At 61.7% G+C, this 13,797-nt stretch carries 11 protein-coding genes; 2 read left to right on the top strand and 9 right to left on the bottom strand.

What is annotated here, in order from left to right:
* Positions 1-11: 11 nt before the first annotated feature.
* From bamA to rpsB, 9 genes are all read right to left on the bottom strand, one after another.
* Entirely contained in the window at positions 12-2,372 is a 2,361-nt protein-coding gene (gene bamA / locus AC3RCM_RS21725) for an outer membrane protein assembly factor BamA (RefSeq protein ID WP_010952679.1), read from the bottom strand.
* 73 nt (positions 2,373-2,445) lie between these two features.
* A complete protein-coding gene (gene rseP / locus AC3RCM_RS21730) occupies positions 2,446-3,798 on the bottom strand; it encodes an RIP metalloprotease RseP (protein ID WP_492629134.1) in 1,353 nt (450 codons plus the stop codon).
* Between the two features lie 71 nt (positions 3,799-3,869).
* A complete protein-coding gene (gene ispC, locus AC3RCM_RS21735) occupies positions 3,870-5,060 on the bottom strand; it encodes a 1-deoxy-D-xylulose-5-phosphate reductoisomerase (RefSeq protein ID WP_049587431.1) in 1,191 nt (396 codons plus the stop codon).
* Positions 5,057-5,872, bottom strand: coding sequence for a phosphatidate cytidylyltransferase (locus tag AC3RCM_RS21740; protein ID WP_064493152.1), 816 nt, complete (start codon positions 5,870-5,872; stop codon positions 5,057-5,059). Before AC3RCM_RS21740 ends, ispC begins: the two co-directional genes overlap by 4 nt.
* Positions 5,872-6,627 carry a polyprenyl diphosphate synthase gene (gene uppS / locus AC3RCM_RS21745; RefSeq protein ID WP_010952675.1) on the bottom strand — a complete coding sequence of 252 codons (756 nt, stop codon included), beginning with the start codon at positions 6,625-6,627 and terminating at the stop codon, positions 5,872-5,874. Before uppS ends, AC3RCM_RS21740 begins: the two co-directional genes overlap by 1 nt.
* A gap of 15 nt (positions 6,628-6,642) precedes the next feature.
* Positions 6,643-7,200 carry a ribosome recycling factor gene (gene frr, locus AC3RCM_RS21750; RefSeq protein WP_003252296.1) on the bottom strand — a complete coding sequence of 186 codons (558 nt, stop codon included), beginning with the start codon at positions 7,198-7,200 and terminating at the stop codon, positions 6,643-6,645.
* A complete protein-coding gene (gene pyrH, locus AC3RCM_RS21755; RefSeq protein ID WP_003252294.1) occupies positions 7,197-7,940 on the bottom strand; it encodes a UMP kinase in 744 nt (247 codons plus the stop codon). Before pyrH ends, frr begins: the two co-directional genes overlap by 4 nt.
* A gap of 181 nt (positions 7,941-8,121) precedes the next feature.
* Positions 8,122-8,985 (bottom strand): translation elongation factor Ts, encoded by an 864-nt coding sequence (gene tsf, locus AC3RCM_RS21760; protein ID WP_010952674.1) that lies wholly within the window; start codon positions 8,983-8,985, stop codon positions 8,122-8,124.
* Positions 8,986-9,170: 185 nt separating this feature from the next.
* A complete protein-coding gene (gene rpsB, locus AC3RCM_RS21765; RefSeq protein ID WP_003252287.1) occupies positions 9,171-9,908 on the bottom strand; it encodes a 30S ribosomal protein S2 in 738 nt (245 codons plus the stop codon).
* A gap of 346 nt (positions 9,909-10,254) precedes the next feature.
* Between rpsB and map the strand changes: the two genes are divergently transcribed.
* Both map and AC3RCM_RS21775 read left to right on the top strand, forming a co-directional pair.
* The gene (gene map, locus AC3RCM_RS21770) at positions 10,255-11,037 is read left to right on the top strand and encodes a type I methionyl aminopeptidase (RefSeq protein ID WP_003252286.1); all 783 of its coding nucleotides are present in this window, start codon (positions 10,255-10,257) and stop codon (positions 11,035-11,037) included.
* A gap of 41 nt (positions 11,038-11,078) precedes the next feature.
* The gene (locus AC3RCM_RS21775) at positions 11,079-13,781 is read left to right on the top strand and encodes a [protein-PII] uridylyltransferase (protein WP_010952673.1); all 2,703 of its coding nucleotides are present in this window, start codon (positions 11,079-11,081) and stop codon (positions 13,779-13,781) included.
* The last annotated feature ends 16 nt before the right edge of the window (positions 13,782-13,797 follow it).

A 13,797-nucleotide genomic window follows, 5' to 3' on the forward strand; every position in this document is an offset into this window, starting at 1 on the left:
AAGGGCCGACCTTAGAAGGTCTGGCCCAGAGAGAATTGGAACACCTGGGTATCGGCATCGTCCGGCTTCTTGACCGGCATTGCCAGGCTGAAGCTCAGCGGGCCCAGTGCGGTAATCCAGGTCACGCCCAGGCCGACCGAACTGGCCATGCCCGAGAACCCGACCTTCTCGCAATCAGGTTTGTTGCCGCAATTGGTGTCGAACACGTTACCCACGTCCCAGAACACAGAGGTGCGCAGTGAACGCTGATCCTTGACGAACGGCAGCGGGAACAGCAGTTCGGCACCGCCTTGCACCAGCACGTTACCACCAAACGGCAACGGATCCTGATCCGGGTCGGCGATGGTGCCTGGCTTGCCACCTGCGGCCTCGCCGATGCTCGGGGTACTGCGCGGGCCCAGGCTGCTGTCCTTGAAGCCACGGACGGAGTTGAAACCACCCGCGAAATAGTTCTCGTAGAACGGCAGGCCGGAGGTGCTGCCGTAACCATCACCATAGCCCAGCTCGGTATGCAGGCGCAGGGTGTAGTCGCTGGTGATCGGCTTGAACAGCTGGCCACGGTAGTCAAGCTTGAAGAACGACAGGTCGCTGCCCGGAACGGTGGACTCCAGGGTCAGGCTTTGCGAGTGACCACGGGTGGCCAGTACGCCTTTGTTCAGGGTCGACTCGGACCAGCCGATCGAGGCCTTGAAGTTCAGGAAGTTGTCACCTTCCTCCTCGAGGAAGTCGAAGATCTCGTCAACGGTGTATTTGCCGGTCTTGATCTTGTCCTGCTGCACGCTCAGGCCGTAGGTCAGGCGCGAGGTTTCGCTGATCGGGTAGCCCAGGCTGACGCCGGCACCGTAGCTGTCCACCGCATAGCTGGCAACGTCGACGTCGAGGTCGTCGTAATCGGTGCTGCGGTAGAAGGCGTTGTAGCCCAGGCTGACGCCATCGGCGGTGAAGTAGGGATCAACGAAACCGAAGTTGTAACGGGTCTGGTATTCCGAACGGGTCAGGCCGATGGATACTTTGTTACCGGTACCGAGGAAGTTGCTCTGGCTGATCGAACCACCCAGGATCAGGCCGGCGCTCTGGGCGAAACCGACGCTGGCGGTGATCGAGCCGGAGGCCTGCTCTTCGACGCTGTAGTTGACGTCGACCTGGTCGTCGGTGCCAGGCACCTGCGGGGTCTCGACGTTGACTTCCTTGAAGAAGCCCAGGCGCTCAAGACGGGTCTTGGACTGGTCGATCAGGTAGGTCGACGCCCAGCCGCCTTCCATCTGGCGCATTTCGCGACGCAGCACTTCGTCTTCGGTCTTGGTGTTGCCGCGGTAGTTGATGCGGTTGACGTAGGCACGCTTGCCCGGGTCGACCACGAACATGATGTCGACCGTGTGGTCCTGGTCGTTGGGTTGCGGCACGCCGTTGACGTTGGCGAAGGTGTAGCCTTCGTTACCCAGGCGACGGGTGATCAGCTCGGACGTGGTGGTCATCACCTTGCGCGAGAATACCTGCCCCGGCTGCACCAGCAGCAGCGACTTGACCTGGTCTTCCGGCACCTTGAGGTCACCGGACAGCTTCACGTCGCGAACGGTGTATTTCTCGCCTTCGTTGATGTTGACGGTGATGTAGACGTGCTTCTTGTCCGGCGTGATGGACACCTGGGTGGAGGCGATGTCCATGTTGATGTAGCCGCGGTCCAGGTAGTAGGAACGCAGGCGCTCCAGGTCACCGGAGAGTTTTTCACGGGCGTACTTGTCGTCGTTCTTGAAGAACGACAGCCAGTTGGTGGTCTTCAGCTCGAACAGCTGCCCCAGGGTCTCGTCATCGAATACGTTGTTGCCAACGATGTTGATGTGCTGGATGGCGGCGACGGTGCCTTCGTTGATCTTGATCTTCAGGGCCACACGGTTGCGCGGCTGCGGCACCACTTCGGCGTCGACCTCGGCCGAGTAGCGCCCCTGGGCCACGTACTGGCGCTGCAGCTCGTTACGCACACCTTCGAGGGTGGCACGCTGGAAGATCTCGCCTTCGGCCAGGCCCGATTGCTTCAGGCCCTTCATCAGGTCTTCGGTGCTGATCGCCTTGTTGCCTTCAATCTCGATGCTCGACACCGACGGACGCTCGACCACGTTGATGATCAGCACATTGCCATCGCGGCTCAACTGGATGTCCTGGAAGAACCCGGTCTTGAACAGGGAACGAGTCGAGTCCACCAGGCGGCGGTCGTCAGCCTGGTCGCCGACGTTCAGCGGCAAGGCACCGAACACACTGCCAGCGGAAACCCGCTGCAGGCCGTTGACGCGAATATCGGAGATGGTGAAGGACTCGGCGTGAACTTCAGCGATCATCAGTGCGGACATGACCGCAGTTAGCAGCAGACGTTTCATGAAGTCCTTTTATTCCAACTGGCAATAAACAACCTGCCGTCACAGAACGGCAGGTTCGCAATTGAGCGAAGCTTTATAGTCGACCCAGATCGTTGATCAGGGCGAGCAACATCACCCCTATGACCAAACTGATACCGATCTGAACCCCCCAACCTTGCACCCGATCCGACAGCGGACGACCGCGCGCCCACTCGACCAGGTAAAACAGCAAATGCCCCCCGTCCAGTACTGGAATGGGCAGCAGGTTAAGAACCCCCAGGCTTATGCTCAGGTAGGCCAGGAAATTCAGGAAATCCCCCACGCCGGACTGGGCTGAAGCGCCCGCCACTTTAGCAATGGTTATCGGTCCACTCAAGTTTTTTACCGAGAGCTCCCCGAACAGCATTTTCTTCAGCGATTCAAGGGTCAGGACGCTCATGCTCCAGGTACGCGACAAGCTCTCACCCACCGCATCCAGCGGGCCGTAGCTGATTTCGCGGAGCATGTTGGCAGGCCATTCGCCACCTTTGACGCCAGCGCCAAGATAGCCACCGACGGCCTTGCCCTCCCCCTTGCGGGCCAAGGTCACCGGCAGCTCCAGGGCAGCGCCATCGCGCTCCACTCGCACCACGACCTTGGCATCCGGGCGGGCGCGCACGCGGTCGACAACCTGCTGCCATTCAGTCACTGCCACATCGTCCAGAGCCAGCAGCTTGTCACCGGTTTTCAGGCCCGCAGCGGCAGCCGGCCCCTTCGGATCGATCTCGGCCAGCACAGGTGTGATCGCCGGTCGCCAAGGGCGCAGCCCCAGGGATTGAATCGGGTCCGGCTCGTCGGCGCCCTTGAGCCAACTGTCCAGCTTGACCTGCAGCTGGCGCTCGGCGCTGGCGCCCTCATCGCGCACGCCAATCTGCAAGGTACCGCTCTCGCCCAGACGACGAACCAGCTGCAAATTGACCGCCGACCAACCGTTGGTCGGCTTGCCATCTACAGAAACAATTTCCTGACCCGCGGTCAGCCCTGCAGATGCTGCCAGGCTGCCACTGTCGACCGCGCCGATAACCGGGCGGACTTGCTGGGTACCCAGCATCGCCAGCACCCAGAAAAACAGGATAGCCAGCAGAAAATTGGCGATCGGGCCTGCCGCGACAATCGCAATACGCTGGCGCACCGACTTGCGGTTGAACGACTGCCCGGCCAGCGCTGGCGGCACATCGCCTTCGCGCTCGTCGAGCATCTTGACGTAGCCACCCAGAGGAATGGCCGCAACAACGAACTCGGTGCCGTGGCGGTCATGCCACCGCAGCAGCGGCGTGCCGAACCCCACCGAGAAACGCAGCACCTTGACGCCGCAGCGGCGCGCCACCCAGAAGTGACCGAATTCGTGGAAAGTGACCAGCACACCCAAAGCCACGAGGGTGCCGATAATCATGTAGAGCGCTGTCATGTCCATCTCCGAATGATGTTCAGCGGGCCGGCATCCTGCCCAGCCCCCTCACGAACCTTGGCGGGCCTGCATCAGCGGCCGTGACGCCTCAGCCACTCACGGGAAAGCTCCCGGGCACGCTGATCGGCGGCAAATACCGCATCCAGCGACGGCAGCGGTACGACGGGTTCCTGGTCGAGTACCTGTTCGATCATACCCGCGATCTCCGGGAAGCGGATGCGCCGTTCAAGAAATGCCTGGACCGCGACTTCGTTGGCCGCATTGAGCACGGCAGGCGCGCTGTTGCCGGCCTCGGCAGCCTGCCGCGCAAGGCGCAGGCAAGGGAAGCGTTGTTCGTCGGGCGCCTGGAAATCCAGACGGGCGATGGCGAACAGGTCCAGAGGGGCAACCCCGGAATCGATCCGTTCCGGCCAAGCCAACGCGTTGGCGATTGGCGTACGCATGTCCGGGTTGCCCAACTGCGCGAGTACCGAACCGTCCACGTAGTCGACCAGCGAGTGGATCACGCTCTGCGGGTGCACCACCACCTCAACCTTGGACGGCACGGCATCGAACAACCAGCAGGCTTCGATCAACTCGAGGCCTTTGTTCATCATGCTGGCCGAATCCACGGAGATCTTGCGCCCCATGGACCAGTTGGGGTGCGCACAGGCTTGCTCCGGAGTCACGTCCAGCAGCGCCTCGACCGGCGTTTCGCGGAACGGCCCGCCGGACGCGGTAAGCAGGATCCGGCGCACACCGACGGCACTCAGGCCACGGGCGTAGTCGCCTGGCATGCACTGGAAGATAGCGTTGTGTTCGCTGTCGATCGGCAGCAGCACGGCACCCTTTTGCCGCACCGCCTCCATGAACAGTGCGCCGGACATCACAAGTGCTTCCTTGTTGGCCAGCAACACCTTCTTGCCTGCCTCGACCGCCGCCAGCGTGGGGCGCAGGCCGGCAGCACCGACAATGGCTGCCATCACTGCATCCACTTCAGCGGCCGACGCCACCTGGCAAAGCCCGGCCTCACCTTCCAGCACCTCGGTGGTGCAACCGGCCGCAGCCAGACTCGCACGCAACCTCACCGCCGCCTCAGTGCTCGGCACCACAGCGAAGGCCGGACGATGACGCACGCATAGCGCCAACAGCTCGTCGATGCGCGAATAGCCAGTGAGGGCGAACGCTTGATAACGGTCAGGATGACGCGCAATCACATCCAGCGTGCTCAGGCCAATGGAGCCGGTGGCCCCGAGCACGGTAATACGTTGCGGGCGACTCACATCACACCCCACTCGGCAGCCCACAACAGCACGGCGAAGACCGGGATTGCGGCAGTCAGGCTGTCAATGCGATCGAGCACCCCCCCATGCCCAGGCAGCAGATTGCTGCTGTCCTTGATACCGGAGCGACGCTTGAACATGCTCTCGGTCAGGTCACCGACCACCGAGGACATCACCAGCAACGCAGCGCCCAACAGGCCCAGCAGGATCTGACCAAAGCCCCAGTCGCGACTGATGCCGACACCCAGGGTAATCAACAGGCTGATCGCCAGGCCACCGTACACGCCTTCCCAACTCTTGCCCGGGCTGACCTGCGGAGCCAGCTTGCGCTTGCCGAATGCCCGGCCAGAGAAGTACGCACCGATGTCGGCGGCCCACACCAGCACCATGACCGACAGGATCAGCCAGTTTCCCAAGGGCCAGTGCTTGAGCAGCACCAGCCCTTGCCAGGCCGGTAGCAACACCAGCAGGCCGATCAACAACCGACAGGCAGCACTGGCCCACAGGTCGCTGCTGCGCGGGTAGGTAAGCACCAGCCAGGTGGCCAGCCCCCACCAGATCACGGCAGCGCCCAGCACCCAGGGCGCCAGTTCCGGAAGGATGTACAGCAGCATCAGCGCCCCCGCGACCACCGCTGCATAGGCAATGCGCAGCGGCTGGGCCATCAGCCCTGCAAGGCGCGCCCACTCCCAGGCACCGAGGGTCACTACGAAGCCGATGAACAGGGCGAAATCCCCGCCATTGAGCAGGAAGAAACCACCCAGCGCGACCGGCAGCAGGATCAGCGCAGTAATGATGCGTTGTTTAAGCATTAAGCACGAGCTCCAGCCTCGACCTGCTCGCTGGTCTTACCGAAGCGGCGCTGGCGCGAAGCGAAATCGGCCAGGGCATTGCGCATGGCCTCGTGTTTGAAGTCCGGCCAGTAGAGGTCGGAGAAGTACAACTCGGCATAGGCCAGCTGCCACAACAGGAAATTGCTGATGCGGTGCTCGCCACCGGTGCGAATGCACAGGTCCGGTAACGGCAGGTCGCCGGTTGCCAGGCAGGTCTGCAGCAGACCCGGGGTGATGTCTTCCGGGCGCAGGTGCCCGGCTTGCACTTCCCGCGCCAGCCGCTGGGCAGCCTGGGCGATGTCCCACTGACCACCGTAGTTGGCTGCTATCTGCAGAATGAAACGGTTGTTGCCAGCGGTCACTGCCTCGGCCTCGCGCATGGCGGCCTGCAGCTCAGGATGGAAACGCGAACGGTCGCCGATGATGCGCAGGCTGATGTTGTTCTCGTCAAGGCGCTTGGCCTCACGGCGCAGCGCCGAGAAGAACAGCTCCATCAGCGCACCGACCTCTTCGGCAGGGCGCTGCCAGTTCTCGCTGGAGAAGGCGAACAGGGTCAGTACCTCGACCCCGGACTTGGCACAGACTTCGATGACCGCGCGAACGGCATCCACACCCGCCTTGTGCCCGGCTACGCCGGGCAGCAGGCGTTTTTTCGCCCAGCGGTTGTTGCCATCCATGATGATCGCGACATGACGCGGCACCGAGGACGGCGCCGCTGGCTTGGTCTTTTCCATTAAAAAACCCCGGCCTTAGACGGCCATCAGGTCCTTTTCCTTGGCTTTGAAGGCAGCATCCACTTCGGCGACGAACTTGTCGGTCAGCTTCTGGATCTCGTCCGCGGCGCGACGCTCTTCGTCTTCGCTGATTTCCTTGTCCTTGGTCAGCTTTTTCAGGTCAGCCAGGGCGTCGCGGCGCACGTTGCGCACGGCTACCTTGGCATCCTCGGCAACACCGCTGGCCTGCTTGGTGTAGCCCTTGCGGGTTTCCTCGGTCAGGGCCGGCATCGGCACACGGATGGTGGTACCGGCGCTGGACGGGTTAAGGCCCAGATCGGAGGTGAGGATGGCCTTTTCGATGGCAGCGCTGAGGTTCTTGTCGTGAGCGACGATCTTCAGGGTGCGGGCATCTTCGACGGTGATCGCGGCGACCTGGTTCAGCGGCATTTCGCTACCCCAGGCGGTAACCTTGACGCTGTCCAGGATGCTTGGGTGAGCGCGACCGGTGCGGATTGCAGCCAGGTTGCGGGACAGGGCTTCGATGGACTTGCCCATGCGCTCCTGCGCGTCTTTCTTGATGTCGTTGATCATGCTTGGCCTTCCTCGATCAGTGTGCCTTCAGCGCCACCCACCACGATGTTCAGCAGGGCGCCAGGCTTGTTCATGTTGAATACCCGCAATGGCATCTTGTGGTCACGGCACAGGCAGATTGCGGTCAGGTCCATCACACCCAGCTTGCGATCCAGAACCTCATCGTAGGTCAGGTGATCGAATTTCTCGGCATGCGGGTCCTTGAATGGATCGGCAGTGTACACGCCATCGACCTTGGTCGCCTTCAGCACCACGTCAGCATCGATTTCGATGGCGCGCAGGCAGGCCGCGGAGTCGGTGGTGAAGAACGGGTTGCCGGTACCGGCGGAGAAAATTACCACATCCCCGGAGTTGAGGTGACGAATAGCTTTGCGGCGATCGTAATGATCGGTGACACCCACCATGGAAATGGCCGACATGACCAGGGCCGGGATGTTCGAGCGCTCCAGCGCATCGCGCATGGCCAGGCCGTTCATCACGGTAGCCAGCATCCCCATGTGGTCACCTGTGACGCGGTCCATGCCGGCTGCGCTGAGCGCGGCGCCGCGGAACAGGTTGCCACCACCGATCACCAGGCCGACCTGGACACCGATCCCTACCAGCTGGCCAACTTCAAGCGCCATGCGATCCAGCACTTTCGGGTCGATCCCGAAGTCTTCCGAGCCCATCAGGGCCTCGCCGCTAAGTTTGAGCAAAATGCGTTTATAGCGAGGTTGGCGACCACTCACCTGCTGAGCCATTGCGAGTCTCTCCTGCGGCGTACTTTTAGAAAATTCGTGCGGGCTGTTTGCAGCCTGCTAACTGTAGCGTGGCACCGCTTCGGTGCCAGCGAAGAGGGAGTCGTATAAACCCCTCCCCGTTTTGACAAAGAGGCTGCGCGCGTGAGCGGGCAGCCTCTTTGGGGCGACAGACGGGGCTGTCTTACTGCTTGGCAGCAGCGACCTGAGCGGCAACTTCAGCAGCGAAGTCGTCGACTGGCTTCTCGATGCCTTCGCCTACTTTGAAGTAGGTGAAGGAAACGATTTCAGCACCGGCTTTCTTGGCCAGCTCGCCAACCTTGATTTCCGGGTTCATGACGAAGGCTTGCTCTTTCAGCGAGGCTTCGGCCTTGAACTTGGTGATACGACCGTTGATCATGTTCTCAACGATGTTTTCCGGCTTGCCGGCGATCTTGTCGGCGTTCAGCTGCAGGAAGACATTCTTCTCGCGCTCGATGGCCTCGGCGGAGATTTCCGACGAATCCAGAAACTCAGGGTTCGAAGCTGCAACGTGCATGGCGATGTTCTTCGCCAGCTCCACGTCACCGCCTTTCAGAACGACCACAGCGCCGATCTTGTTGCCGTGCAGGTAGGCACCGACAACGTCACCCTCAACGCGCACCAGGCGACGGATGTTGACGTTCTCGCCGCACTTGGCAACCAGGGCTTCACGAGCAGCTTCACGCGAGGCGATCAGCGGAGCGGCGTCGGTCAGCTTCTGGGCGAAGGCTTCTTCGAGGCTTTCGGCCACGAAGTTCTTGAAGTCGTCTTGCAGGGCCAGGAAGTCGGTCTGCGAGTTCACTTCCAGCAGGACGGCGGAAGTACCGTCGGTCTTGACGGCGATAGCGCCTTCAGCAGCGACATTGCCAGCCTTCTTGGCGGCCTTGATGGCGCCCGAGGCACGCATGTCGTCAATGGCTTTCTCGATGTCGCCGCCGGCCTTTTCCAGGGCCTTTTTGCAATCCATCATGCCTTCGCCGGTACGCTCGCGCAGTTCTTTTACCAGCGCTGCAGTAATTGCTGCCATTTCAAAATCCTCTTGGAAAGTTTTTCAACCATTCCACCCGTCAATCACGGGCGTTCAATTCTGCTAATCCGCTGTTTTCATTTCAGCAGGCCCATGATGCGGGGCCGATGCTGACAGCAGGATTTCAAGGTGGCAAAAAGGGGGCAAAGCCCCCTTTTTGCGTGCCAAGTAGACGCTAGCGCCTATTACTCAGCAGCAGGTGCAGCCGCTTCTTCAGCGTAAACTTCGGTGCCGCCGGCAACGTTGTTGCGGCCGCGGATGACTGCGTCAGCCATCGAAGTCATGTACAGCTCGATAGCGCGAATGGCGTCATCGTTACCTGGGATGATGTAGTCAACACCTTCCGGGCTGCTGTTGGTATCGACAACGCCGATGACCGGGATACCCAGTTTGTTGGCTTCGGTGATCGCGATGCGCTCGTGATCAACGTCGATAACGAACAGAGCGTCTGGCAGACCGCCCATGTCCTTGATGCCACCCAGGCTGCGATCCAGTTTTTCCAGGTCGCGGGAGCGCATCAGGGCTTCTTTCTTGGTCAGCTTGGCGAAAGTGCCGTCTTCGGCCTGGGTTTCCAGGTCGCGCAGACGCTTGATCGAAGCGCGGATGGTCTTGTAGTTGGTCAGCATGCCGCCCAACCAACGGTGGTCAACGTACGGCGAACCGCAACGAGCGGCTTGCTCGGCGACGATCTTGCCGGCGGAACGCTTGGTGCCGACGAACAGGATCTTGTTCTTGCCCTGGGCCAGGCGCTCTACGAACGACAGAGCGTCGTTGAACATTGGCAGGGTTTTTTCCAGGTTGACGATGTGGATCTTGTTACGCGCGCCGAAAATGTACTTGCCCATTTTCGGGTTCCAGTAACGGGTCTGGTGGCCGAAGTGCACACCGGCCTTCAGCATATCGCGCATGTTGACTTGGGACATGATAGTTCCTTGATAAGTCGGGTTGGGCCTCCACGTATCCCAATGACCAACCCGCGAATTCTGCAACTCGGGGCACCCAGGTCATCGTGTCGACACGTGTGTGGGTTAAGTGCTGACGGGGTCGTCCCCGAAAGCGGCGCATTTTATACCACAGACCGCGAGCGAACGGAACCCGGATACTGTTGCGTCTGTCAGCACTTTTTGCAGCACCCCGGCTTTCGCGCCAGAATGCGAGCTGTAGACAACAGCATGACCGCCTTTATCCCGACCGATCGGCGCCCTGCTCTGCTAGAATCCGGCCTTTCCCGTTTGTTCGCGCCGTGCACGGCGCCGTAGAGAGCCTGTAATGACCGTCACCATCAAGACCGCAGAAGACATCGAGAAGATGCGCATCGCTGGCCGCCTGGCCGCCGAAGTGCTGGAAATGATCGAAGAACACGTCAAGCCCGGTGTCACCACCGAAGAGCTCGACCGCCTGTGCCACGATTATATCGTCAACGTTCAGCAGGCCATCCCGGCACCGCTCAACTACAAGGGCTACCCGAAGTCGATCTGCACCTCGATCAACCATGTGGTCTGCCACGGCATCCCCAACGACAAGCCGCTCAAGGACGGTGACACGCTCAATATCGACGTCACCGTGATCAAGGACGGCTACCACGGCGACACCAGCCGCATGTTCCACGTCGGTAACGTGCCGGTCTGGGCCGAGCGCCTGTCCAAGGTCACCCAGGAATGCATGTACAAGGCCATCGAGCTGGTCAAGCCGGGCTGCCGCCTGGGCGACATCGGTGAAGTGATCCAGAAGCACGCGGAAAAGAACGGTTTCTCGGTGGTACGCGAGTTCTGCGGTCATGGCATCGGCAAGGTGTTCCACGAAGAGCCGCAGATCCTCCACTATGGCCGCGCTGGCACGGGCATGGAGCTGAAGGAAGGCATGACCTTCACCATCGAGCCGATGATCAACCAGGGCAAGGCCGACACCAAGGTGCTGGGCGACGGCTGGACCGCCATCACCAAGGACCGCAAGCTCTCGGCCCAGTGGGAACACACTTTGGTGGTGACCGCCACTGGCTACGAGATCTTCACCCTGCGCAAGGACGACACCATCCCGCGCACTTCGGCCTGACCGCACCCCGACAGGCCACCCCACGACAGGAACGTGACGCGATGCCCCAGGTGGACCCCGAGCTGTTCGACCGTGGCCAGTTCCAGGCGGAACTGGCCCTCAAGGCGAGCCCCATCGCCGCCTTCAAGAAAGCCATCCGCCTGGCCGGCGAGGTGCTCGACAAACGTTTTCGCGCCGGCAGCGACATCCGTCCGCTGATCGAGGCCCGCGCCTGGCTCGTCGACAATATCCTGCAACAGGCGTGGAACCAGTTCGACTGGGGCGACCAGAGCGGCATTGCCCTGGTTGCGGTGGGCGGCTACGGGCGCGGTGAACTGCACCCGCACTCGGACATCGACCTGCTGATTCTGCTGGGCGCTGCCGAGCACGAGCAGTACCGCGACGCCATCGAGCGCTTTCTGACCTTGCTGTGGGACATTGGCCTGGAAGTCGGCCAGAGCGTGCGCACCGTCGACGAGTGCGCCGAACAGGCCCGCGCCGACCTGACGGTGATCACCAACCTGATGGAAAGCCGCACCATCGCCGGTCCCGAGGCCTTGCGCCAGCGCATGCTGGAAGTCACCAGCACCGCGCACATGTGGCCGAGCAAGGAGTTCTTCCTGGCCAAGCGCGCCGAACTCAAGGCCCGCCACCACAAGTACAACGACACCGAGTACAACCTCGAACCCAACGTCAAGGGTTCGCCAGGTGGCCTGCGTGACATCCAGACGGTCCTGTGGGTGGCCCGCCGCCAGTACGGGACGCTCAACCTGCACGCACTGGCCGGCGAAGGCTTCTTGCTGGAAAGCGAGAATGAACTGCTGGCTTCGTCCCAGGACTTCCTCTGGAAAGTCCGTTACGCCCTGCACATGCTGGCCGGACGCGCCGAAGACCGCCTGCTGTTCGACCACCAGCGCAGCATCGCCACGCTGCTGGGCTACAGCGATGAAAACCCCAAGCGGGCGATCGAACAGTTCATGCAGCAGTACTACCGGGTGGTGATGAGCATCAGCCAGCTGTGCGACCTGATCATCCAGCACTTCGAAGAGGTTATCCTCGCCGATGAGGAAAGTGGCAGCACCCAGCCGCTGAATGCGCGGTTCCGCCTGCATGACGGCTATATCGAGGCCACCCACCCGAACGTGTTCAAACGCACGCCATTCGCCATGCTGGAAATCTTCGTGCTGATGGCCCAACACCCCGAGATCAAGGGCGTGCGTGCCGATACCGTGCGCCTGCTGCGCGAACACCGCCACCTGATCGACGACACGTTCCGCACCGACATCCGCAATACCAGCCTGTTCATCGAGCTGTTCAAGTGCGAAATCGGCATCCACCGCAACCTGCGCCGGATGAACCGCTACGGCATTCTTGGCCGTTACCTGCCAGAGTTCGGCCTGATCGTCGGGCAGATGCAGCATGACCTGTTCCACATCTATACGGTCGACGCGCATACCCTCAACCTCATCAAGCACCTGCGCAAGCTGCAATACACGCCGGTGTCCGAGAAATTCCCGCTGGCCAGCAAGCTCATGGGGCGCCTGCCCAAACCCGAGCTGATCTACCTGGCCGGGCTGTACCACGACATCGGCAAGGGTCGCCAGGGCGACCACTCGGAAATCGGTGCAGTGGACGCGCAGAAGTTCTGCGAACGGCACCAGTTGCCGGCCTGGGACAGCCGCCTGATCGTCTGGCTGGTGCAGAACCACCTGGTGATGTCGACCACCGCTCAGCGCAAGGACTTGTCCGACCCGCAGGTGATCAACGACTTTGCCCTGCACGTGGGCGACGAGACGCGCCTTGACTACCTGTACGTACTGACCGTGGCCGACATCAACGCCACCAACCCGAGCCTTTGGAACTCGTGGCGGGCCAGCCTTCTGCGCCAGCTGTACACCGAGACCAAGCGTGCCCTGCGCCGCGGCCTGGAAAACCCGCTGGACCGCGAAGAGCAGATTCGCCAGACCCAGTCGTCAGCGCTGGACATCCTGGTGCGCGAGGGCACCGACCCGGACGACGTCGAGCAGCTATGGGCGCAACTGGGCGATGACTATTTCCTCAAGCACACCGCCGCCGACGTCGCCTGGCACACGGATGCGATCCTGCAGCAACCGGCCGATGGCGGGCCGCTGGTGCTGATCAAGGAAACCACCCAGCGCGAGTTCGAAGGCGGCACGCAGATCTTCATCTATGCCCCCGACCAGCACGATTTCTTCGCCGTGACGGTGGCGGCCATGTCGCAGTTGAACCTGAACATCCACGACGCACGGATCATCACGTCGAGCAGCCAGTTCACCCTCGACACCTACATTGTGCTGGACAACGACGGTGGCTCGATCGGCGACAACCCGCAGCGGGTCAAGCAGATTCGCGATGGCCTGACCGAAGCGCTGCGCAACCCCGAGGACTACCCGACCATCATCCAGCGCCGGGTACCGCGGCAGCTCAAGCACTTCGACTTCCCGCCGCAAGTGACCATCCTCAACGATGCCCAGCGGCCGGTGACCATCCTCGAAATCACCGCACCAGACCGCCCGGGCCTGCTGGCCCGGCTGGGGCGGATCTTCCTGGAGTTCGACCTGTCACTGCAAAACGCCAAGATCGCCACCCTCGGCGAGCGGGTAGAAGACGTGTTCTTCATTACCGATGCCGACAACCAGCCGCTGTCAGACCCGCAGCTGTGCAGCCGCCTGCAGGAAGCCATCGTGCAGCAACTGCAGGCCGGCCAAGGTAGCGACACCAGCCAGACCCGCGTGACCTTTTAACGATTAGACGATTGAC

The sequence above is a fragment of the Pseudomonas sp. GW823-FHT05G12 genome, from assembly GCF_058795575.1.

Bases quoted from the DNA above. Each gene is read 5' to 3' on its own strand.
- bamA (WP_010952679.1), bottom strand. From the start codon at position 2,372: ATGAAACGTCTGCTGCTAACTGCGGTCATGTCCGCACTGATGATCGCT.
- rseP (WP_492629134.1), bottom strand. From the start codon at position 3,798: ATGACAGCGCTCTACATGATTATCGGCACCCTCGTGGCTTTGGGTGTG.
- AC3RCM_RS21740 (WP_064493152.1), bottom strand. From the start codon at position 5,872: ATGCTTAAACAACGCATCATTACTGCGCTGATCCTGCTGCCGGTCGCG.
- uppS (WP_010952675.1), bottom strand. From the start codon at position 6,627: ATGGAAAAGACCAAGCCAGCGGCGCCGTCCTCGGTGCCGCGTCATGTC.
- frr (WP_003252296.1), bottom strand. From the start codon at position 7,200: ATGATCAACGACATCAAGAAAGACGCGCAGGAGCGCATGGGCAAGTCC.
- pyrH (WP_003252294.1), bottom strand. From the start codon at position 7,940: ATGGCTCAGCAGGTGAGTGGTCGCCAACCTCGCTATAAACGCATTTTG.
- tsf (WP_010952674.1), bottom strand. From the start codon at position 8,985: ATGGCAGCAATTACTGCAGCGCTGGTAAAAGAACTGCGCGAGCGTACC.
- rpsB (WP_003252287.1), bottom strand. From the start codon at position 9,908: ATGTCCCAAGTCAACATGCGCGATATGCTGAAGGCCGGTGTGCACTTC.
- map (WP_003252286.1), top strand. From the start codon at position 10,255: ATGACCGTCACCATCAAGACCGCAGAAGACATCGAGAAGATGCGCATC.
- AC3RCM_RS21775 (WP_010952673.1), top strand. From the start codon at position 11,079: ATGCCCCAGGTGGACCCCGAGCTGTTCGACCGTGGCCAGTTCCAGGCG.